Genomic DNA, 21,790 nt, shown 5'->3' on the forward strand with positions numbered 1-21,790 from the left:
AGAGGCTTTGATTCTTGCTCCCCTTCCCTTGTAGGGAAGGGGTTGGGGGTTAGGTCTGAGAGAAAGTTGCACACGGCGTTATTTTCTTCCTCCTGCCCCCTGCCCCCTGCCTTTTTTCGGTAAGGATAACAATAAAGAATTGAACTATGAAAGTCCGCTCTAGCTACTGGCAACTGTTACCTTATCTTTGGCCCCAATGGCCTCTGTTAGTTCGGGGATTCGGTTGTATCTTAGGATTTGTATTGCTCACCCTAGCAGTGCCCTACCTAGCAGGTCAGGTCGCTTTTTTTCTCGGTCAGGGAAATGTTAACCAGATTGCCTACTGGCTCGGAGTAGCTACTGTAGTATTTTTATTTCGAGGGCTTTGTCAATACGGGCAGAATGTCTTTATGATCGCTGCCGCCCTTAACATGGTTTTAAATTTGCGTAAGCGGGTTTACGCTCACCTGCACAAACTCGGATTGGATTACTTTGAAACCACACAGACGGGTGATCTCACTTATCGGCTGACTGAAGATATTGATCGCGTAGGCGAGATTGTAGACAAGTTATCCCATCAGTTTCTTTCCAATCTCTTGCAGTTAATTGCGATTCCCATTTACATGCTCTACCTGAATTGGCCACTTACCCTTGCGGGTTTGATTTTGGCTCCCTTGATGGCTTGGTTAATCGGGGTATTTGGTCAGCGATTACTCTTGCTATCTCGCCAGAGTCAAAATCAAGTTTCCAATTTGTCGGCGCTGTTAACTGAAGTATTTAGCGGAATTCGCGTTGTTCAAGCTTTCGCAGCACAAGGGTATGAAGTCAAGCGATTCAATCAGGAAGCAGAACGCAATCGCCAAACTAAGTATCGGACTCAACAACTCAAATCTCTTCAGTTTCCCGTTGTTGGTTTTTTGGAAGCAGTTAGCATTATGCTGCTGTTTCTCTTGGGAGGATGGCAGATTTCTCAGAATCAGCTGACATCTCAAGGCTTTATCAGTTTCTTAGCTGCTGTGGCTTTACTGATTCAGCCAATCGACTTGCTGATTAGCAATTACAACGAGTATAAACAGACCGAAGCTTCTGTCGAACGCATCTTTGAATTGATGGCGGAGGAGCCTAGTTTAATTGAAAAACCAAATGCAAAGGAACTGCCACGAATTGCTGGTAAGGTAGAGTATCGTCATGTCAATTTCGCTTACAATCCCGACGAGCCAGTGCTTAAGGATCTTTGTTTGCACGCTTCTCCTGGTAATGTCATTGCCTTAGTTGGTTCTTCTGGGGCAGGCAAATCGACTTTAATTAACCTTTTACTTCGCTTCTACGATCCTCAGGCGGGCGAAATTCTAATCGATAATATTGATATCCGCGATGTCACACTCACCAGTTTGCGCCATCAAATTGGCATTGTTCCCCAAGATATTACGCTTTTTTCAGGAACGATCGCCCAAAATATTGGTTATGGTCAAGAAGAATTAAATTTGGCAGCAATTGAAGAAGCAGCAAAGATTGCCAACGCTCACTCGTTTATCAGCCAGTTTTCCCAAGGTTATCATAGCTGGGTTGGCGAGCGCGGAGTTAACCTATCTGGAGGACAGCGACAAAGATTAGCGATCGCCAGAGCGATCGTCAACGATCCGCGAATCCTCATCCTGGATGAAGCTACTTCTGCCTTAGATTCGGAGTCAGAAGCACTAGTTCAAGAAGCGATCAAGCGAGTCATGCAAAACCGTACCGTGTTTATTATCGCTCATCGCTTAAGCACCGTTCGTAGGGCTGACTGCATTCTCGTACTAGAACAAGGACATTTGGTTGAAGCTGGTACTCATACCTCCCTGCTGTCTCAGGAAGGACGCTATGCCCGTTTTTATGCCCAACAGTTTTACTCTACAGATGAGGATTAAGCTTACGAATTAACCTTACCTTTAATTAAACGGTGGAAAAGGCGGCAAGGCCACCAAAAAGCTCCACATATACTTACTGAGGCGATGGCGGCCACAACTCGCCAAGTCGAACTAGATTCAGTGGCAGAATCTGAAGAGTGAGCTTGTGTGCTTTTAGCTAATTCTGGCACTGAATGAGATAGCTGACTGGCTGTAGTCACCCCTTCAATCGCTGCTCCAATTAGATAAGCTACTAGGGCAATTACTAGCCAGTTATTCATAATATTCAACTGTTTGAACTCTGAGCGTATGCTTGGTGGTGAGGAATCATTTGATTTCTCGCACTAATTATTGCTGCCTTGCCCAAAGGATAATCGGCCTTCAGCCGTATCACGAATCAGGGGCAGTTTAGATTTTATATAAGTGTTGAGAGTGCTATCTGCCTGAGGATCAATAGCCTGCTTCGCTTTTAACTGCTGGAGAAGCACTTGTACTAAAGCAGCATCGTCAAACTGGAGCAGGGTGCTGACCTGGGTAGACTCGATTACAGCCCAAAGCTGTTGCATCATTTTGGCGGTGACCATGAGTCTGTAACCTCTTAAGCTTTTCTTTATATTTACACAGATTTGGAATTTGTCGTTAGTTTTTATCTGAAGATTTATAAACATATAGGCTAAAAATGCCTGAGTCAGTCAAATCAGTTAAGTTATGGCGTTTTTCAATTCATTGAACTACGACAGTACCTAAGTGGTAGCCTAACCTAGCTTTATACAGTAAGAAAACTGCCCAAAGACTTAGATACTCTCTAACTCTTCTTTCGGCGTTGCTGATTCCATGTATGAAAATAATTTTGCATAATACCGAAATCCTTGTAGAGACGTAGCACTGCTACGTCTCTATTTAATTCAGCAACGCCCTTTTTTCTAAGGAGGGAATTAGAGAAAGGTTTTTGAGAAGCCACAATGCAGATATATATAAACATCAGCGCTTTTTGTGGAGGGAAGCTTCAGTTGTCTTTGCTGATAAGTTTATTGTGAAACTATCGCACAAGCTCCTTCCTGACCAGAAGGATCGGGAAAAATTGCTAAAGTGTGATATTCAGGGTTATCTGTTCCGTATAACACTCGAAAAGTGTACAACTTATTTCTTCCTTGTGCTTCGGTAACAACTGTTAAAAGTGTATTGTCAGTGGGAGGAAGCCCAGGAATATCCAGTTTTTGAATTCGTCTGAGTTGAATTACATTGGCTGCGGAGTTTTTACAATCTCCTGCATTACTATTAGAGTCTTGACCAAACTGCATACACACCGGCCCATCAAAGTCTATAGTTACCTGTGATGGATCGTTTAACCAAACTTTTTTAATTACTTCTCCAGCCGGAATAAAGCTTAAGTTTGTTCCTTGTTGATACCAAATTTTGATTGTAGGTATTAGTCCCCCTAAACCCTGTGCTTGACAGGAAAATATGGAACGCAGAACAGCGTTATTAGCGCCAGCGCGGCCTACCAACAAGAACATAACAACTGAGAAAATAAAGGAAGCTATAGGTAGTAAATAAGAATTACCTGGGGTATTTCCTGACAAGTTAGGATTATTTTTCATGGTTGTAAATGGGGAGATTGGTAGATAGAACAGAAGAATATGGGAAAGTTGGGAAGAAAACTAATTACCAATTACCATTACCCAATCCAAAATCTAAAATTGGTATAAATCCTACCTCCTAAAACTAGATTGCTTGATTAACGTATAATTCAACAGTTGACCCGGCTGGCATAAACCAAATATTAGTTGGTTGTGACATTTGGGCGATCGCCTGTTGATTACGTTGGGCAATTTGGGGTACTACAGAGTTGAAACCACCTTCTGCAACCCCAGCTGCAAGGTTGCGTCTGTTCTCAGTGATGGTAGTATAACCAGTAATGAAACCGGGGTTGGAGTTGGTAGTGCTGCCTTCGTTTTCGGGAGGAGTACCGTCGGGATTGACGACGTTGTTGTTATAGTTGCCATATAAAGGCACAAGTTTGGTATCAGGGCGATTTATTAATTCTGCCGCTTTACCAAGACCTCCCAAAACGAATAGTCCTAGATCCATTGATGCTATGGAAGAACTTTGACCGGGATATTTATTGGCGATTAAAGGTTTACCTTGGGTACCGCGAATAATCATTGCATTGTTGGGTAAGCTTTGTTCGGTAGGGTTGCCACCATTTTGCGAGATAACTTTAGTTACGTTCATCTGCAAAAGACCTTGTTCGGAAAGGGAACCAATTTCAGCTAGAAATTCTGTATTCGCGGGAAAAGCGATCGCACCATCGGTAGATTTTAGTGGTTCTTTCAATCGGATCACAAATACGTTTTTCGCTCCACCTTCACCTGTTTCATCACCACCGCCTGATCTAGTAGTTTCCCCAAATATCGCTGTTGCTAACACAGCTTTAGCAGTAGTCCCTATTGCTAAGGATTTTTGTCCCAGGGGTTGCGCTTGGCTCACCGCAGGAGCAGGAGCAGGAGTTTCCTGTTGTGGTGTCTCTTCTTGCGGCTGTGGATTGTTTGCAGGTTCAGGAGCAGCTGCAACGTTACTAGGTTGATCTGTAGCAGTTACTTGACCGTAGCTACCTAATTTTGCTAACCTTCTCCACTCTTCAAATGGGTTTGGTGGAGATGGTGGAGTTATATTGACTACGGGTTGAGTGTTTGGCTGCACAACTGGTAGTTGGGGTGATGGCAAAGGTTGAGAAGCAGGAGCAGGTACTTGAACGATACGCTCAACTGTCACTGTCCGAGGTACGTAAGCTGTTGGTGGAGGTGTTGGTATCACTCTCTGTCTATCTCTGGAAGAAACCGACGGCTTTTGTAAGGCTACTGTCGGCGTTGATTTGGCAGTTCTAAGCTGTTGTTGAGCAGCTTTCACCATCTGCGCTTGTTCAGTCAGGGCTAATTTCGTTTTGAGAGCATCTACTTCGGATTCTCGCTGTTGAAAGCTAGATTCATTAGTTGGCTGCTGAGGCACTTGTGGAGAAACAATAGTTTTTGGCTTTGGATTGTTACTCATCAACTGAGACAAAAACACACCACCTACCAAAACGATCGCTAAGGTAGCAGCCCCTACCAAGCCTAATTTTGCAAAGGGATTAGATGAGAGGGGTTGCTTAGTCTGAACTTCTTGTGGAAGAGATAGCGACTCTTGCGGCGTTCCAGAGTCTTCTAATCCTTGGCTATCGGTAGAAGATTCTTCTTCAAAGCCGACTAACCTTGACATCCGCGATTCCCAATCAAAAGATTCTACATCTTGTTGGCGATCGTCGGGAGTTAGAGTAAATCCATTTTGAGGAGGTGTTTCCGCAGGAGTTGAGTATCTAGTCATGGTAAAGCTTGGTTAGGATTTCCAGAACAATTTTTATCTTTGATATCACATACATTATAAATTTCTAGTCTGGCTTCACCAAGGCGGTAAGCTGCGAAGTGCAATGGTAGTGCTGCATTGGGTAGCGAAGTTGCGGGTTCATCTATTACTCTAACTAAAATTTGTTTATTAAAGGAAACTGATTTCCCCAACCTATCATAACCGCTAAAAACTAATTGATTAGCAAGCATTTCCACTTTCCATTTTCCATTACCTATTTCTGTTGGCTGAGAAATTTTTTGGATTACTAATACATTTTCTGCTCCTCTATTAACATTTTCAAATTGGCTATCTGGATTTAAATTGGTAACTTCTGACTTAAGTTTTTGTTTAAAATCATCAGCTACCAGTTGGGAGGTAATTTCCCAGACTTGTGTTGGCGGCTGTTGATCTGACCAGGTAAGCATCAAGCTCATAGTCTCACCCACAAAGCGCCGAATAGTTTCTGGCTGTCGCTCTAAATTTGGTTGGGGGTCTACAGTTATAGTGCGACCATCAACAAGTTGCACTAAACTTTGAGGTGTGAGTTGCCGGCCTAACTCTTGTAACATAGACCCGTGAAATAGTATTAAAAGCAAGGTAAATACATGTAAACCAAATGTTCCCACTGCCAAAAGTGGCAAGGGATTATTTTTCCTATTTTCTGGTTTGAGTAATTGCATTAATAATTGATTATATAAGTTGAACTATGAGCAAGTGAATGAGAAATCTATTACCTTATAAAGCTATCAGATGTTTGTCCAGTCCCGCATTGTGTTAATTTACCTTGATTGTCGTAGCCATCTAGCAAACATAAGTTACGAATTTCATAAATTTCTAATCTATCAGCGCGGACACTATAAATTGCTTTTTGCAGGTCTGTACCACTATTACCTAAGGGATTACCAAAATAATCTACTGCACGTACAAGTAAATCTTTGTTAAAAGGAGTGATAAGTTGTGCACCACCGACTCGGTTTTTTTGAATTAAGTCCGCTACCATACCCACTTGCCACTTGCCTGGTGCAATTTGTTTTGGTGGATAAACCCGCTTAATAACTAATTGTGATGTCATAACTAGGTTGGGATTTTCAGAGAAAACTTCTGTCGGTGTCATTTCTGCAACTGTGCTTAAGAAACCTTTGCGAAAGTCTTCTGATAAGGCAAAACTAGCTATCCAACTGCTGGTAGTAACTTTTTGGCTACTCCCTTGAGGTGTTTGAATAAGAACTCCTAAATCTGATTTGGGGTTTGCAACTTCTTCAATATTTTGTGGTGGTAAGGTTCCAGACCAGCTAAACATTGATATCATCGTTTTGCTGATGAATTGGCGAATTGCTTCTGGTTCTCTTGCTAAATCATCAATATTACCTACTGTTTTACCATCGATTAATTGTACAAAGTTAGGAGCTCTTCTCTGACTGAGTTGGCGAATATTTAGCCCTTGTAATAAGAATAAAAATAAAACTATTATATGTAAACTGAAGGTTGCGATCGCAAAAACTGTCAAAACACTTGCCGTTCTTTGTCTTTTTTCTAGTAAACGCACCATTTACTCACCTCTTCTGCAAAAAGATTCAGCTATTCTATCTATATTAATTATGATTTGTATATAGTCAGCAGTTACAAGACTTATCAGAACGTCATTGGGAATTTCTTATATCTTTTCCTTTACTAAAGAAGCCGTATTGCTGATAGCGCTGAAGACTGCAAAACCGCCAGCAGCAGCTACAAGTAGCGATAAAATTGGTGCTAAAATCCCCAGAAAGATTATGAACCACATTAAATCTGGATCAGCATTAATATTTTGACCTGGCCCCTTTACAATAACTGCGGCAGTCAGCACAGCAATAATATTGAATGAAATCTTGGCGATTCCAATAGATAAAAATCCTGTCAGCCATGCAAAAATTGGTTTACCAGCTACAGGCAATAAAGACCCACCTAAGGCTATTGGCCCTAAAAGTGCTATCAGCAACATAGTCGCTTCTATGAGATTTTGAAAGGCATATTGTAAGGAAATTAAAAAGTTTTTGATGCTTGTTTGGACTGTAGAACCTAACAAAGAATTAAATGAGGTTTCTGATACAAAGCCAGTACCATATCTAATATTATCTATCTTAGTTTGTAGTCTAATTATCCAGTTTTGATTTCTGTATGTATTTCTATATTTCTGCAAGAGAATGTTGATTTTATCAGAAGCGCTGGCAAAGCATTGACTTTGTTGAGCGCCAGTAAGCGATTGGCAAGGACGTAGAAAAGAACCAGTTACTTCTTCAGCTACACTCATATTCAGCGCTTGCTGATAGATTTTATCCGCATCTGCTGTTTCTAATACTTGCCCATTCACAGTGTTTAAAAAACCCCGTAATCCCAATGTCAGATTAGAAAGGATACTTCCATTCCCTGAATTACTTAAGAGAATCACTACCACAAAGGGCCAGATTAACGCTGATATTGGACGACTATATTCGTAGGATATTAAGTCTTTGAGGAATTGTATCATAAAAAATAACAGGGTTCCTACCGCAAAAAAAATACCCAGATTTGTCAGCGCTCCATACAAGTTCTCACTGGTGTTATTTACTAATAAATCATTCCATTGATTGTTCCAACCTTCGGCAATACTTTGGGAAGTTGCGACACCATTATCGAGAACCTCATCAATGCCTAGTTGAGTTCCTACTTGGGCAAAAATTAGTTGAATAGCAAATTGCATTTTGAATCGATGGGCTGTTTTTTTATATTTCGTAGTGGCGTGGCAAGCTTAAAATAGTGCAATAGATTTTTGATAAAATCGAGATAAATCAATGTTTTTTGCTTTTTTCCTAATGCAGTACTTTAGTCTTGCCACGCTAGTAGGGTGCGTTAGGAACGTAACGCGCCATCCAGGATGTTTTCGGTTTAAAACATAACATCCTTTTAAAGTTTTTTTATTTTAAAAGCCTACTTCCTAAGTTCTCTGCCAAACAAATCTAGTTGAGAAGTAGCTCGTAAAAGTCGCGCAGCTTCTGTAGATGTATCTACTCTCCGAGCGCGATTCGCCTCTTCTGACTGTTGAGAAATATTTGCTAAATTTAAATTAGAATATTGTAAAGACTGATTCGTTTGTATTGTCTGAGCAAATGTTTCACCTATAATTGCTGATTGTGCCCGTTGGATCTTAATAGTTTGCAATTGGTTTTCACCTAGTATTTCTCCTATTAATGATAAGGCTTCAGTAATATTCCCTGTAGCCAAATTTGCTGCTGCATTTGTTGCTGTATTTGCTATTCCACCTGTTGTTCTATTTTGTCCTGCACCTATTAATCGGCCAAATTTGCTGTTAATTAGGTTGTTTTGTGACCCCGCCATTTCACTAATTGCGTCAATTTCTTCTAGTGTATTTTGAGTATTTTCTAACTTTACTTGTGTCCGATTTTGTCCATCTTTACCAAGAATAGCTTCCGCTGCTCCACGAGTAATTAAACGATTGACTTCATTACTAACTCCATTTGCCCGTACTGCTGGATTATTTTCAAAGCGGCTTGCTTTAGACTCTGAACGATAAGATTCGTTGATAATGTTCTCACGAACCTTTTGTCCCGCAGCGACGGGGTTAGGTATCTTCAATTCTGTATCTCCCTTGGCACTATCAAGGGCATTTCGACTTTGTACTTCTACAGGCTTTAAGTTTTCGCTCAGATTATTTTGAAAGTATTTTCCCATATCTGCCGAATATAATTTAAAATTAGTCCAAACCTCGCCTAATCCCGATCCTAGCTGAACTTGTGCCATTGCTGGTAGGATTGCCAGGGATAGCAACGTAAGAGTAAAAATGGTAGTTTTTCGCATACATTTGTGCCTCAAAAAGGTAGACGATATTAAGTATCAAGTCAGAAATTCAGCTTTTTAACTATGATTTATAACTTTTTGAATCACTGTTAACTGCTTACACAACCAGATTAACTACTACGTAGAGTAGCCACTAACTGACGTGCAAATGTAGAAATCGCTTCATATTTATCGCTATGAAGTTGCATCATTTTACTGCGTGCAGTTTGTTCAGAGGGGTTGTTAGCAACTGCTGCCAATTGTTCATAACCTGGATAATAACGACAGAATGTATAAATACCGTTATCATCTAACAGCCATTGGCTATAAACGCCTTCTTTGCGCGGGAAAAAGCTTTCAGAGGCATTACGAGAAATAATGTGGCGCGGATATTTTAAAATCTCTGCAAAACTATCGACTGCAACTGGTTGAATGCGTCCAATCAATCGTGTTGTCAAGTTTTGCAAAATCTTAGATGCAGCTTTAGATTTGGCAATAGTATCAGGATCTTGTCCTGATAAGATGACTCTGATACCGGCTTTAGCGCCGTTTGCACAAACTCTGCCAACTAAGTCAGAAATTTGCTCAAATTCAAATAAAATTGGTGCTTCGTCAATAAAGAATATGGAAGCTGGACTACTTAATGCGCGTCGTAATGCTGCTGAATAGGCACTTAGAGATAGTACGGCTGCATCTTCACTATCTGATAGGTTTCTTAGAGCAAAAACTAAAAGTTGTGCATCCGTAGGAAAGCTAGATGGTGCAGAAATCGCTTGTCCCACGCGACTCGAAAGCCAAAACCGCAAGCGTAGCTGAATTTGACTGAGGGCGTCTTCTACTCTGCCAGTTAAAGAACTTAGTTGTAAGTGTTCTGATGAACAGAAATACAGAAAATCCTTTAAGGTAGGGGTTTTCTGCCAAGCAAGAGTACCAAATCCTCCCGTCATCGCCTGTCGATATCGCTCTTGTATGCCTTCATCAGCAAAGAATGCTTCTAATGCTAAGTTGAGCAGCGATCGCACGGTTTGCGATAAAATTTGACTTTCGGTGGACGATCCTAAAACCATTGTCATTAAAGCTGATTCTAGGAAGGCGGTATAATCGTTAAAGCGATCGCGCTGTTGTTCTGGATCTAGCGATCGTAAGTCTGGTTGCTCAAATAAGTTATTCGATTGTTTGGAGATATCGAAATACGCTCCATTGGCCCCCATAAACTCTGTGTAATCAGTGAAAGTAGATGTCCCATCAGGTTTAGGGAAATCTAGCGCCACAACCGGAATGCCATGCGCCAAAGCCTGAGTTAAAATCCCTGATACCAATACCGATTTACCAGCACGAGTTGTAGCAAACAAAGCTAAGTTTTTGTGTTGATTAAACAAATCTAAATGTACGGGAGTTCCGCCTTCTTCAGCAATCAACTCAAAGCCTTGTTTATCACCCTGTTTAGTTATAACTAAAGGCATTAATCCAGGAACTTCACTGGTTAAATATAGCTGACGACGGTTAAAGGGTGTTGCCAATAAACCTTCCCAAACTATCGGTAGAGTTTGCAGCCAGATTTTCCACGCATACTCAGTTTCTCTAATTACTCTCGCTGGACGTTGAAAACAGTTTTCAATATATCTTGTTGCCTCATCTAATTTATCGACAGTTGAACGATGTACCAAAATAACGATACTCGTATAAATCGGGACTGCACCTTCAAATAATTGTTCTTGTGCTGCTACCGATTTCTTCAACTTTAATTGAGCGTTGACATCAATAGTTTTACTTTTTTCTTGAGCCATGATTGTCGTCATGTTTGACTGCTTCAGCACTCGTTGCAAAGTCGTTTTCACCAATGCCGGATTTGCCGCAGTCAACTCACAAAAAATCTCTGTATCTACTACTCTTTCTCTAGCCAATAATTCCCATAAATAGCGCAGTTGGGCAGATTTATTCGGCCAGCCTCCGGGTTTTTCGAGAAATGACAGTGCGCCAATATAACGATTGTTAACATTCACCCAGCGGCGATCGGCACAAGGTACGCTAGACTCCATCAGTAAAGTTGTGCCGTGGATATTGTCTAGAAGCAATTTAGTACTAGCTAAATCTGAATTAACTTGCTCGTGCAATCCTTGTTCATCTAAAGTCATCAACTGGGGAATTTCTATTGGCTGCGTATCATTAAACCTTTTCCAGATGCCCTCCCAGAGTTCATCAGCTTTCAAAGGTTTGACATCCAATCCCATTTGGTTAGATAAAATTTGTTCCCAGCGGAGAAAACCCTGCTTGTAAGCATTTGTGATTAGCGTTTCAATGCGCTGGTTTTCTACTTCTGAAAGATCACCTTTAAATTTCAACCACCATGATTCAGCTTTGACTAAAAGCTTCTCTATCCAATCATCGGCATGTGCCGAGTTGGATTCAACGGTGTAAGTGACATAAATCCGCAAAAATTTAGGCTTACGAACACCAGAAATAGTCAATTCTTTGACTCTGGCTCTTTCTGCCATCAACAAATATTTGATATCTCGTGATGGCGCATTCCTGATTAGTGATGCTAATTCTTTTTGGCGCTCTTTGTCTGAACTAAAAGATCCTAAATGCAGTGTCATCCTTTCACCGCTAGGAATGTCTTTCAATCCTGCTTCAATATTATTAAAAAGTGTATCGATTTGTTCGGGTCTTAAAGTGGTATGAATCCCCTTACAGTCAAAACCAAAAACAAAGCAAAACCGATCTCTTTGAGTGCCTTTTGTCAAAAGGTAAGCACCAACATCACGTCCATTCATTGCGACACGTAGCATTGTCGCCAAGTGCAAGGCATCTTCAAATGGTGTTAATCTACTACTTTCATTTCCGGCGACGCCGACGCTTTGTTTTCCGATTTTTTGCTTCATGGTTAACTTCCAATAAGCTTTGATAACGAGCAAAGCCTCTTGTCCAAGCGGGAACGCCAATAAATTTGCTTAAAAAACTCCAACTCCTACCACCAGTTAAGATCCACCAAGTTCCTATGCCCCAACCAGTCATTAATATTGTCCACAACCACTTTTGAAACTCTTCTTGGAAAATCCCACCAAAAATTCCATTGATAATAAAGTAGGAGGCTAAGGCAATTACCGTCCAAGGAAGAATTTGATCGGCAGGGATTGGTCCTAGTGAGGGTTGGCTTCCCAGAACCTGATTGACTGGACGAAATTCTTGTTCCCGCTCTTGAGACATCTGAAATATCTGAATTATTTACTGCCCTTGTGGGCCAATTACAAAGCGTGTAAGTACATCAGCAATGGTAACAGCAACAACGACTAATAGGGGAGTTCTGGCAATGCTTTGCCAATCTTCATCTTTACGCACTGCGTTAATCACACCAACTAAAGAAATTGCAATATACAGCAAGTAAATTGCCCGCAATACATTAAATATCAAACTTATTGCTGTCTCACTCCCACCACCAGCTGTTGCTGCACCACCTAAGTTTCTTTTGAAGAACCTTTCAGCTTCCCCAAAAAACTGCGCTTGTGCGGGGGCTGCAAACCAGTCTAACCAATACAAACTCAGAATGACGGCTGCTGCTAAAATTTGTAATAATATTAGCGATCGCCTTGGTAAATTTACCTGCTGCCCAATTTGCTGGGTGATGACTGTAATTAAACTACCAACTAGTAAACAAAAAAGCAGGATAGGACTTTTTAGGCTGATAACGCTTACAAATACAGCACAAGCAATCAAAAAGGGTACAGATTCCACCAGAATAATCAAGCTGGTTTTCCATCCCAGTCTTAACTTATGAGTTCCTTTGACTGCGCTACCAGTTAAAGCTTTGAAAAAGTTTCTCTCGTGAGAACTTTGCCTAGACATTGCTAATTTTCCTATGGTGTACTTGAGTGTTGTTTGTCTAAAAGTTTACAACGACCAAATCAATTTAACATGATTAACATTTATTTTTGATTAAATCTCTAAACTTGCAGTAAAGTCTTACATTATATACAACTATTATTTGGTTAAATAAATATTAATATTTATTTAAAAGCAAGTATGCATGGTTTGAGAAGCTAAGTTTTGAGCCTTAAACCAGAAATCCCATAGTCCTCCTCAAGCTTTGCCCTGTGAGCGATTTAGCCTCACTTAGAGGTTGGAGAATGTGGTAAAAATGGGAGGTAATGTTTGGGAGCTTGTATTTAACCTTCATCAGACCGTGTAAGTAAGACCTAGCAAAGTTAGTAGTATTATTCTTACAGACATTTGCAACTAGATATAGGATTACTATTTGATTTTTGAACAAAGTTAAGTATTGTAGGGTGCGTTAGGATGAAATCCGTAACGCACCGAATCCCTGGTAATAGTGCGTTACGCTGTCGCTAACGCACCCTACGTATCTTTTCAAAAATCAAACCGGATTCCTATAGTTATATCTAATACTGACATATCTTAAGTTGTATAGACACTATTACATATTAAGATGATTGCACTAAGTATTTATTCTCTACTTTTAAAGCATTTTGGTAAAAATTGAAACTAGATTATAAGGGTATTCAGTCATCTAAAAGTTGGAATTCAATACAACCTTACTATTGTTAGTGGACTAATATGCCTAATATCTATGGGTTAGAATAGTTGAGAACAGTTTAACCGTCAACTATGTTATAATTAGATATAGTTGAGAAATATTTTCGGTCATGTAACTGACTATATAGACGCCTCTCCGAATCTAAATCTCTACATCGTTTGATTCTGGAGGTGTTTTATGTCAATTGATATTGCCAATCTATTCTTTAGAGATGAGAGCGTTCAGCATTGCAAAAATTTAAATTTTTAGTTGGCGCAACTCTATTGGAATATTTCGTGTAAAACTGATACATCCCATTGTCCAAAAATGTGGACAAGTGGAGGGTGTAGCAAGCCCAGATAATATACGGTTAGTACTTGAACTTATGCCAACGGATATAATTACCCGTCCTGAGTCACTCACAGAAGATTGCTTTTTTACTTATGCCCTTGGGACTGATTTGCACGATACTAATTCTACAGCCCAATATTTACGCAGAATCAGGAAAGAAGATAAACCTTATATCGACATAGCTGTTTCTCCTAGGCCCGGCTATCGATTTGAGGTTTGCCTTATCCCAGTTGAAGGGTTCGCTCAAGAAACAATATTGACAAAAGATGGCTTTGCCAAAGCTTTAGCGATCATTTGTGCTGTTTCTAACAAAGCTAGGAAGCGATTTCCCTCAGGAAATGGGCAAGAGATTGTCCGGTGTCAATTTAGCAACTTAGCTGATGCAGTCGCTGTAGCGAACAGATTGTCTGCATTACCCTCTAATATGTATGAAACTCTCGCCAAGCTACCAAATGCCTTGTGAGATAGCGTCCGCTTGAAGTTTTATTATTAGGACTGACGCGAAGACACTTTAATGGTAAATAACTAGACGGACAAGAGAATAAAAAACTCAATGGTTCATACTCCATTTGTTGAAAAAAGACTTGTTATACAAGGCTTTTAACCCTAGTGTACAATTTTGCTGTTTTTGCACAGTGACCCATAATTCAAAGTGAGTTTTTTTTATGCCTACAAGTCCTTTGCGTGAAGAACCTCGTAACCAGCGAGCGCCTGTAATTCGTACAAGTAATGAATTTATTCTCCTGGAATGGTTAAAGTCAACTGGTCGTCTGATAGAGCGGGAACATCAAGAATCTGAGTATTTAAATGAAGTAGAAGAAATTTCAGAAATGATAGACCTTGACGATATTCCTTATGATCATGACGATGATGATGGTGACATGGATATAGAAGCCTAGTACCGCAAGGCGGAAGTCAAAAGTCAAAAGTCAAAAGTTAAAAGTCAAGATGAATAGAGCGTAAGCGTTTTGTTGATTTGGAATGGGTTGTTTATTTCCGCCGCGCTGTACTAATAGCGTAATTCGTAATTACTTACCCCAAACGTTCCATTGATTTGGAATGTGTAATTTATTTACGCCCAAAGGCTAAGAATCCCGACTTTTTAGAGAAGTTGGGATTCTTAGTACTAAAATGCAAGTGTATTTAATTCTTAGGCTTAAGTAATAGATAAAATAATTGTCCATTGCTGACTGTGACACCAGCGCGTTGGCTTTGCCCGCCGTAGGCATCGCCTGCTATTTTCCCAGTGCCTAAAAAATAATCTACCCTACCTGCACCTTTAATTGCGCCTCCGGCATCTTGATCAAGAACATAACGGCTAATAATCTGCTCCTCCATTTTTCCGGTAGGATTAGCAAAGGGAATAGAAGCGCGAATTAAGGCTAAAGCACCAGGAGGCATGAGAGATTTATCTGTAGCGATAGAACGCTCTGCTGTTAGTGGTACGTTGATAGAACCTTGGGCTGGTTCACCGTGGTTTTCTTGAAAAAAAACAAAACTGCGATCGCGCGGAATATAAATATTTAATTCTTGGGGATGCTTTTGGAAATAGTCGAGAATAATTGGCATAGTTACACCGTCTAGTGGTAACTTGCCATCATTGATTAATTCTCGCCCAATGCTTTTGTAGTTATAAGCGATATTACCCGCATAGCCGATTGTTGTCTGAGTCCCATCGGGAAGCTGAAGCCTGGCTGAACCTTGAATTTGAGCTAAATATGGTTCAAGGCGATCGCGAAACCAAAACAACTCTAATCCTCGCAATTTTCCTTTTGCGCCTTGTAAACCATCTGCTCCTTCTAGTTCTTCGCGGGTAGGATGAGGCCTAGTCCAAGAGTTTAAATCAGGAGGTAATCGATAAACAGGATAACGGTATTCTGTTGTGGGGACACGACTGGCTGCGTAAAGCGGCTCATAATAGGCGGTGAATAAAACTGAACCTTTGTTATCTTTACCAACTGACTGGTAAAGAACAAATTCCCGCAGGGTGGCTTGATGTAATTCTGTTGCAGAATTAGTTTTTAGTAGGAGTTCACGGAATCTTTTCAAGCTTTTGAAGATGCGATCGCGAAGGGGCAAGCCGCCGAAGGCATCATCGCCCGTAATTCCAGCCATCGGATAGTTTTGATAAGCAGCCCTAGCATTAGCCGTTTGCAGGTATTGGAGACTGCGATCGATAGCTGTCACCAGCGCCTTTTTGTCTGGTGTTTCTCTAAATAGAACTTGATCTAAACAAGAGGTATCATCCTGACAACAAGTAACTGGTAACCTCTTAATCAATGGTGCTTTTTGCTTTTGTGAAAATGCATCTTGATTTTCAGCAGTTAATGATACTGGTATATTCCATTTTTTCACACGGCATTCTGGCGGACTGAGTTCTTGATTTCCCAAAGATTGCATCCGCACCAGAAAAATTAACAAAGTTACAGGTAAGCTGATAGCGATAACTTTGTTAAACCTTCCCAACACAGTAAGTGTCTTTTTCATCAAAATTCAAAATTTTTGATATTATCTAACTTCGCTCATGCTCAATCCCCAATGCCCAATGCCCCATGACCCATGACCCATGACCCATGACCAATACCTTATTCATTCATATTACGGTAAGTCGCAACTGCTGAAGGCGATATCCGGTTCAAATATCGGAATATCCAGTATTTAAAAATGGTATCTAAAATCACTGGAAATGTAGCAATAAATAAGAAGATAAAGTCTCGATTTGCTGGTAATCCCCAATGACGCGATACACCTTCTAGGAGTACTTCCCAGCCATGAGGAGAGTGAAAACCTACAAATACGTCGGTAAATAAAATGATGATAAATGCCTTAGCACTATCACTAAGTCCATACACAATATGATCAAAGAAATCTTTGATTACAGCAATAGAAGATTTGCTGACGATTAAAAGCCAGATAAAAGCAATAACTGAAAAAATATCTGCAAAAACATTTTTGATAGCATTCGAGCTTTCGTGACGAAATTCTTCCGCAATCCCAATAGCCCTCTTTTTCATTTCAATTTCCATCTGCTCAGGTAACAGTGGAGGGGCATTTCTAATAAGATTTTCAAACTTGAGCTTTTCTTCAAATCTTTGTAATTCTACAAGAGCTTCCTCTTCCATTTCGGAATTAAGGAATATCTGCATTTGCTCAGTCTCTCTAAACTCCTCAACAAGTGGTCCTACTACGAAAGCTTTTGCTATTTGATGCGTCAAAAGTGGTACTATAATTAGTAGTAAAATAAACCTAATAGATATTATTGTTCTTCTTTGAGCTTGACGAAAATTATGAATTACCTCTTGTTCAGAATTAGGATCTAATTCAACTTGTAGACGAGTGATAGTACTTAAAATAGAGCGGGGTAGAACGCCCATCGTATCGGCTTTCCGTTTTGGTTTTTTTTCTAAGCCTTGAGTTGGTATTTTCGGTGGTAACGGTTGAGCATTAACAGGCAACAGATTATCGTCAGATATTGCAGAGTCATCTGGTATATTTGCAGGTTTGACCACCAAAGCTTTAGAATTTATTTGTTCAGTAATTGTTGTGTATTTGGATATAACTTGATCGATAAAGTTAAGCTTTTCCAAAACCAAAGAAGGACTGGGATGCTCTATACCTGCTTTTTGAGCAGCTTTTTGATTCTCTTCATTTAAAAACCAACGGCTTGCTCTAAACTCTGTCAGCCGCATCTTGGCAGTTTTTAATAGCTTATTTAAGTCTGACTCAAAATAATCCATCACACTATTACTGTACATGGCTGAGTCAATGTCTATTTTATTACCATTAAAATGCTTATTTTCTATTTCCTTGATTTTTAATGCTGCATCGTAAGCTTGATGTAAAGAACGTTCAGGAGTTTGTAAGTACCATCGATAAGTATCAAGTAAGAAAGAATAGATTTTTTGGCTAAAAACAAAGTTTTTCATTGGAGACAATCATTTAGCATTATTTGGTGATTCTTAACCTTAAGTTAACGCACGAGGTATCTTAGCAAATCTACAAGGAGAGAGTTTGTGGTTTCTCATTCGGTTTGGATTGTTGGCACTAGCCGCAGTGGTAAGACGGTTCGCTTGGTAGAGCAATTTTGTAGTTGGGTGCAACCTGAAAAACAGTATACTGAAACAATTGATACTAAATATCATGGGCGTAAAAAAGGCGTTCATATACCCGAATTTTTATATCTTAAACAAACAGAGCCAGGAGTTTTAGTCTTAGCTGCCAATGACGATAATCGTCGAGAATTAGGAGATATAATTGTTACATCTACACTAGGGAAATATCCAGTGCGTGCCAAGACACCGCTAGGTTTTTTCCAGGATGAAGTTATTTTATTTTGGCCATTGCTAATTAACTCGTTGAGCCTGAAGGCACAGTTTCCGGTAAGATTACGGCCAGAAACCGAACAAGAGTTAGCAACCAAACTCTGGCGTCCCCAATTAGACGAAGAAATTTTACGGATTGCGGGAGTGAATGAGTCTCGCTTGGTGCGTCGCATCCTAGATTTATTGCAATTAGCAGCTTACAGTGGTATACCTTGCGAAGATATTGCCCAGATTTTGGCAAAAGGTCTGGCAGAAAATACTACAACTTTAGAGCCGGAATTTATAGCCTCTTTGCTCTTAGATTGGCGTAACTGGTGTTTAGAAAGGGGGTTACTAACTTATGGCATTATTACCGAACTTTATAGTCAATATTTATTAAGCGATCGCAATTACCAACAACACCTAATTAAACGCTATCAGGCAGTACTGGCGGATGATGTAGATGATTATCCTAGCGTAGCGCGTCTTTTGTTTGAATTGTTATTAGATCAAGGCGCAGTCGGGGCCTTTAGCTACAATCCCGACGGTGCAGTGCGATTGGGATTGGGAGCAGACCCCAATTATCTAGAAGGGTTGGCAGAGCGTTGTCGGGTAGAAATCTTGACCGGGCCGCCTCCAGAGTCCCTTGGTGAGCAACTCACTAAACAGATGGTGGAATTGGTTACAGAACCAATGGTGCTGTTGAGCTTACCTGAGATTGTGCATTCAATTCAAACCACCTCCCGCGCCCAACTATTGCGACAAACAGCCGAGGTAATTGCTAATGCCATCCAATCACAGCAAGTACAACCAGAACAAGTGGCGATTATTGCACCAGGTTTAGATGCGATCGCTCGTTATACTCTAGTAGAAATCCTCGTTAAGCAAAACATCCAAGTAGAATCGTTGAATGACCAACGACCCTTAGTTAGTTCACCCGTCATTCGTGCATTACTCACCATGCTGGCGCTAGTTTATCCTGGCTTGGGACGCCTCGTAGACCGGGATGCCGTGGCAGAAATGCTAGTTGTCTTGAGTAGGAAACAACAACCACTAGAGAACTCTACAGACGCGATGAATCGGGTATCTAGAACAGACGCGATGAATCGCGTCTCTACAAATATTGATCCGGTACGTGCTGGTTTGATTGCAGATTACTGCTTTGTACCCCATCCCGATCGCCCCAATTTGCTACCAGTATCAGCCTTCGAGCGCTGGGATAGAATCGGCTATGCAGCTACTACAGCCTATAATGACATATTAGAGTGGTTGGAACAGCAGCGATCGCAACAAGAACTGCGGTTAATTCCTAGTCCCATTTCCCTTTTAGACAGAGCAATTCAACGTTTTTTGTGGAATGGCAGCAATCTCCCCTACGAACAACTAGCAGCATTGCGAGAATTATTAGAAACCGCCCAACACTACTGGGAAATTGACACCAGATTACGACAAATTGCCCCAGCTGAGACAACGCCTCACACAACTATTATCGAATTCATTCAATTATTACGACGTGGTACGATTACCGCCAACCCTTACCCTGTGCGCCCCATTGGTGGAGCCAGAAAGGCCGTCACCTTAGCAACTATATTTCAATACCGATCTAGTAGGCGATCGCACCGTTGGCATTTTTGGCTGGATGCTGGTTCACCTCTATGGGCGAAAGGTGGTGCAGCGACTTTGTTTGGTGCGCCGTTTTTCCTGCAAGACAGGTTAGGCGAACCTTGGACAGCAGAAGATGAGAAATTGGCAGAAGAACAACGACTGCAAAGGATTTTGACAGATTTATTGTCTCGTGTATCCGAGAGAGTTTATTTGTGTCACAGCGATTTAGCCGTAAATGGACAAGAGCAATTGGGGCCACTGTTACCCTTAGTGAATGCTTGTGTAACGCATTCAGTTATATAAAACTTATTTAATGTTTTATAAATTCGCATATTCATCCGCTAATTTAGCAGTTTATAATTTATTTGTAAGTTAAGATTGGCTCAATATCATTGTATCAATCATATCTAATATATCCGAGTCTATAGTCATATCAAACTTCCTGGCAAATAATTTTTCTGATTCTCTAATTTTATCAAAATCATTTTTTTCTAAAATTTTGGGATGAAGGGCATTAGCGTTAGACCACTCTAAATACGTCAAGTGAGTGTTAATAACTTTATCCTTAAAAGGTGAATTTACAATTAGGATATGGTAAAACAATTCATCTGGACAATAAGTGTAATTAAAACGATTAACAAACTTAGGGTTTCGCTTCACAAAATCATTTATCCAGTTTATTAATTCTCCTGTTAAGCACCAAAATGCTGAACCTCCATAAAGAGCAAAGCCTTCAGGAAATTTATGTCTTTTCGGTAAAAGCAAAATCAACAATGAATATAAAAAAGAGTTAATGGGAGATTTAAACTCACGCTTTTCTGGGATACAAAAATTCTTATCTTTCCAACGAATATGCCAAGATCCTAATCTTGTTAAACCTCCCTCGTACCATTTATTACAAGGTAGTGGGAAATACTCTAAAAATTCTCTACCTTTATGTTCTTCGAGAAACTTCTTAATCTGTTCATTTGACTTAATCAAATAGTCTTGACCCGATAAGTATATAACATAATCGAAGTAACTACCTGTTTCAACTATTGCTTTTATTCCTTTAAGACTAGCTCTAACAATATCAAAACTTCCCCATGCTAAATCGTATCTCTTTATGAAAGAGACATTTTTAAAATCCTTAAGTTGAGTTAGTACGTGATGATAAATTTTATAATCCGCTTTTTTATCTATATGTATAAAAAATGAAACATCATTTGTGTTTAGTTTATAAATAAGACGTACTAATTGTTCCGGATATTTATGTGCCAAAATTATATATGCTATTTTCATAAAAACTACCTTAAATGTTACTGATGTGGGGTAAAGGTCTACATTTTTACACAATAGTACGAGTGACTAATGAGCTATTTCAAAAACAAAAATATTTGTTTATATAGAGTAGTAATTGTCCCCTTGTTAACATTGGCGTTTGAGGTTAATCTTTGCAAATTTCGGGACTGTGGTTGAATTGGAACAGGAGAACGAAAAGGCACATTCTTATCACGCCTTAAGAGCAAAGGAATACTGAAAAGTCCCAAAATAATTACTACTCCGGTCATTATCCAAACCATTAACCTATTCGGTTTATAATCTGCTCGTTCAATTTGCCAGAAAACTTGATTGTATCGCCACGCGGCTAACGCAACAGCCAAAATTCCAAAAATTACCAAAGCCAAACCCAAATTTTCCGAGTTGGATAATGGATTTACCGGAGCTTCTCGTTGAGTAATCGCAATATTCAACTGTTGGAGAAATATACCAAATCGCGCAATAGCAAAACCAAAGCCAATCAATGCAATAGAAGTGCGTAGCCAAGCCAGAAAAGTACGTTCATTCGCTTGATGCTCCCTTTGGCGATCAATTTTTGGTATTTTATCCATGAGTATCTTCTGACGTCAATTTACCCTTAAAAAGTATTCATAACATTGATAAATAGCATGGGCTAGCGCCAC

General features: G+C 40.1%; 19 protein-coding genes. 4 read left to right on the forward strand and 15 right to left on the reverse strand.

All coding sequences use genetic code 11. From position 1 onward, the window contains the following. Positions 1-146: 146 nt before the first annotated feature. Entirely contained in the window at positions 147-1,886 is a 1,740-nt protein-coding gene (locus VB740_RS02155) for an ABC transporter ATP-binding protein (RefSeq protein WP_323198447.1), read from the forward strand. Between the two features lie 2 nt (positions 1,887-1,888). Here VB740_RS02155 and VB740_RS02160 read toward each other — a convergent pair whose 3' ends face one another. From VB740_RS02160 to VB740_RS02210, 11 genes are all read right to left on the reverse strand, one after another. After that, on the reverse strand, positions 1,889-2,146 hold the full coding sequence (locus VB740_RS02160) for a hypothetical protein (protein WP_323198448.1): 258 nt from the start codon (positions 2,144-2,146) through the stop codon (positions 1,889-1,891). Positions 2,147-2,209: 63 nt separating this feature from the next. Continuing rightward, a complete protein-coding gene (locus VB740_RS02165; protein ID WP_323198449.1) occupies positions 2,210-2,449 on the reverse strand; it encodes a hypothetical protein in 240 nt (79 codons plus the stop codon). Positions 2,450-2,893: 444 nt separating this feature from the next. Further along, the gene (locus VB740_RS02170) at positions 2,894-3,466 is read right to left on the reverse strand and encodes a hypothetical protein (protein WP_323198450.1); all 573 of its coding nucleotides are present in this window, start codon (positions 3,464-3,466) and stop codon (positions 2,894-2,896) included. 124 nt (positions 3,467-3,590) lie between these two features. Continuing rightward, entirely contained in the window at positions 3,591-5,228 is a 1,638-nt protein-coding gene (locus tag VB740_RS02175) for a hypothetical protein (protein ID WP_323198451.1), read from the reverse strand. Then, entirely contained in the window at positions 5,225-5,929 is a 705-nt protein-coding gene (locus tag VB740_RS02180) for a hypothetical protein (RefSeq protein WP_323198452.1), read from the reverse strand. Before VB740_RS02180 ends, VB740_RS02175 begins: the two co-directional genes overlap by 4 nt. 50 nt (positions 5,930-5,979) lie before the next feature. After that, positions 5,980-6,798 carry a hypothetical protein gene (locus VB740_RS02185; protein WP_323198453.1) on the reverse strand — a complete coding sequence of 273 codons (819 nt, stop codon included), beginning with the start codon at positions 6,796-6,798 and terminating at the stop codon, positions 5,980-5,982. Positions 6,799-6,903: 105 nt separating this feature from the next. Next, complete coding sequence (locus VB740_RS02190; RefSeq protein WP_323198454.1) at positions 6,904-7,965, reverse strand: hypothetical protein; 1,062 nt, start codon at positions 7,963-7,965, stop codon at positions 6,904-6,906. A gap of 227 nt (positions 7,966-8,192) precedes the next feature. Continuing rightward, the gene (locus VB740_RS02195) at positions 8,193-9,080 is read right to left on the reverse strand and encodes a hypothetical protein (RefSeq protein WP_323198455.1); all 888 of its coding nucleotides are present in this window, start codon (positions 9,078-9,080) and stop codon (positions 8,193-8,195) included. Positions 9,081-9,190: 110 nt separating this feature from the next. Continuing rightward, the gene (locus VB740_RS02200) at positions 9,191-11,941 is read right to left on the reverse strand and encodes a hypothetical protein (RefSeq protein WP_323198456.1); all 2,751 of its coding nucleotides are present in this window, start codon (positions 11,939-11,941) and stop codon (positions 9,191-9,193) included. Continuing rightward, positions 11,895-12,266 (reverse strand): hypothetical protein, encoded by a 372-nt coding sequence (locus VB740_RS02205; protein ID WP_190729596.1) that lies wholly within the window; start codon positions 12,264-12,266, stop codon positions 11,895-11,897. Before VB740_RS02205 ends, VB740_RS02200 begins: the two co-directional genes overlap by 47 nt. 18 nt (positions 12,267-12,284) lie before the next feature. Further along, a complete protein-coding gene (locus tag VB740_RS02210; protein ID WP_323198457.1) occupies positions 12,285-12,902 on the reverse strand; it encodes a hypothetical protein in 618 nt (205 codons plus the stop codon). A gap of 1,073 nt (positions 12,903-13,975) precedes the next feature. On the opposite strand from VB740_RS02210, the gene VB740_RS02215 reads away from it, so the two are divergent. Both VB740_RS02215 and VB740_RS02220 read left to right on the forward strand, forming a co-directional pair. Then, a complete protein-coding gene (locus VB740_RS02215; protein WP_100900011.1) occupies positions 13,976-14,404 on the forward strand; it encodes a hypothetical protein in 429 nt (142 codons plus the stop codon). 202 nt (positions 14,405-14,606) lie between these two features. Beyond that, positions 14,607-14,840: a DUF3134 domain-containing protein gene (locus tag VB740_RS02220; protein WP_109011723.1), complete on the forward strand. Its 234-nt coding sequence runs from the start codon at positions 14,607-14,609 to the stop codon at positions 14,838-14,840. A gap of 244 nt (positions 14,841-15,084) precedes the next feature. Here VB740_RS02220 and VB740_RS02225 read toward each other — a convergent pair whose 3' ends face one another. Both VB740_RS02225 and VB740_RS02230 read right to left on the reverse strand, forming a co-directional pair. Continuing rightward, the gene (locus VB740_RS02225) at positions 15,085-16,428 is read right to left on the reverse strand and encodes a murein transglycosylase A (protein WP_323198458.1); all 1,344 of its coding nucleotides are present in this window, start codon (positions 16,426-16,428) and stop codon (positions 15,085-15,087) included. 98 nt (positions 16,429-16,526) lie between these two features. Beyond that, the gene (locus tag VB740_RS02230) at positions 16,527-17,867 is read right to left on the reverse strand and encodes a proton extrusion protein PcxA (RefSeq protein WP_323198459.1); all 1,341 of its coding nucleotides are present in this window, start codon (positions 17,865-17,867) and stop codon (positions 16,527-16,529) included. An 87-nt stretch (positions 17,868-17,954) separates the two neighbouring features. Here VB740_RS02230 and VB740_RS02235 point away from each other — a divergent pair, with 87 nt between their 5' ends. Continuing rightward, a complete protein-coding gene (locus VB740_RS02235) occupies positions 17,955-20,150 on the forward strand; it encodes a recombinase family protein (RefSeq protein WP_323198460.1) in 2,196 nt (731 codons plus the stop codon). A gap of 69 nt (positions 20,151-20,219) precedes the next feature. Here VB740_RS02235 and VB740_RS02240 read toward each other — a convergent pair whose 3' ends face one another. Both VB740_RS02240 and VB740_RS02245 read right to left on the reverse strand, forming a co-directional pair. Next, positions 20,220-21,128, reverse strand: a complete 909-nt coding sequence (locus tag VB740_RS02240; protein ID WP_323198461.1) for a beta-1,6-N-acetylglucosaminyltransferase — start codon at positions 21,126-21,128, stop codon at positions 20,220-20,222. Positions 21,129-21,202: 74 nt separating this feature from the next. Beyond that, positions 21,203-21,718: a YidH family protein gene (locus tag VB740_RS02245; protein ID WP_323198462.1), complete on the reverse strand. Its 516-nt coding sequence runs from the start codon at positions 21,716-21,718 to the stop codon at positions 21,203-21,205. Positions 21,719-21,790 lie beyond the last annotated feature (72 nt).

Source organism: Nostoc sp. UHCC 0251 (assembly GCF_034932245.1).
GTDB lineage: Bacteria > Cyanobacteriota > Cyanobacteriia > Cyanobacteriales > Nostocaceae > Nostoc.

What these genes read in the sequence shown, in the direction of transcription:
- VB740_RS02155 (WP_323198447.1), top strand. Translation starts at nt 147, where the DNA reads ATGAAAGTCCGCTCTAGCTACTGGCAACTGTTACCTTATCTTTGGCCC.
- VB740_RS02160 (WP_323198448.1), bottom strand. Translation starts at nt 2,146, where the DNA reads ATGAATAACTGGCTAGTAATTGCCCTAGTAGCTTATCTAATTGGAGCA.
- VB740_RS02165 (WP_323198449.1), bottom strand. Translation starts at nt 2,449, where the DNA reads ATGGTCACCGCCAAAATGATGCAACAGCTTTGGGCTGTAATCGAGTCT.
- VB740_RS02170 (WP_323198450.1), bottom strand. Translation starts at nt 3,466, where the DNA reads ATGAAAAATAATCCTAACTTGTCAGGAAATACCCCAGGTAATTCTTAT.
- VB740_RS02175 (WP_323198451.1), bottom strand. Translation starts at nt 5,228, where the DNA reads ATGACTAGATACTCAACTCCTGCGGAAACACCTCCTCAAAATGGATTT.
- VB740_RS02180 (WP_323198452.1), bottom strand. Translation starts at nt 5,929, where the DNA reads ATGCAATTACTCAAACCAGAAAATAGGAAAAATAATCCCTTGCCACTT.
- VB740_RS02185 (WP_323198453.1), bottom strand. Translation starts at nt 6,798, where the DNA reads ATGGTGCGTTTACTAGAAAAAAGACAAAGAACGGCAAGTGTTTTGACA.
- VB740_RS02190 (WP_323198454.1), bottom strand. Translation starts at nt 7,965, where the DNA reads ATGCAATTTGCTATTCAACTAATTTTTGCCCAAGTAGGAACTCAACTA.
- VB740_RS02195 (WP_323198455.1), bottom strand. Translation starts at nt 9,080, where the DNA reads ATGCGAAAAACTACCATTTTTACTCTTACGTTGCTATCCCTGGCAATC.
- VB740_RS02200 (WP_323198456.1), bottom strand. Translation starts at nt 11,941, where the DNA reads ATGAAGCAAAAAATCGGAAAACAAAGCGTCGGCGTCGCCGGAAATGAA.
- VB740_RS02205 (WP_190729596.1), bottom strand. Translation starts at nt 12,266, where the DNA reads ATGTCTCAAGAGCGGGAACAAGAATTTCGTCCAGTCAATCAGGTTCTG.
- VB740_RS02210 (WP_323198457.1), bottom strand. Translation starts at nt 12,902, where the DNA reads ATGTCTAGGCAAAGTTCTCACGAGAGAAACTTTTTCAAAGCTTTAACT.
- VB740_RS02215 (WP_100900011.1), top strand. Translation starts at nt 13,976, where the DNA reads ATGCCAACGGATATAATTACCCGTCCTGAGTCACTCACAGAAGATTGC.
- VB740_RS02220 (WP_109011723.1), top strand. Translation starts at nt 14,607, where the DNA reads ATGCCTACAAGTCCTTTGCGTGAAGAACCTCGTAACCAGCGAGCGCCT.
- VB740_RS02225 (WP_323198458.1), bottom strand. Translation starts at nt 16,428, where the DNA reads ATGAAAAAGACACTTACTGTGTTGGGAAGGTTTAACAAAGTTATCGCT.
- VB740_RS02230 (WP_323198459.1), bottom strand. Translation starts at nt 17,867, where the DNA reads ATGAAAAACTTTGTTTTTAGCCAAAAAATCTATTCTTTCTTACTTGAT.
- VB740_RS02240 (WP_323198461.1), bottom strand. Translation starts at nt 21,128, where the DNA reads ATGAAAATAGCATATATAATTTTGGCACATAAATATCCGGAACAATTA.
- VB740_RS02245 (WP_323198462.1), bottom strand. Translation starts at nt 21,718, where the DNA reads ATGGATAAAATACCAAAAATTGATCGCCAAAGGGAGCATCAAGCGAAT.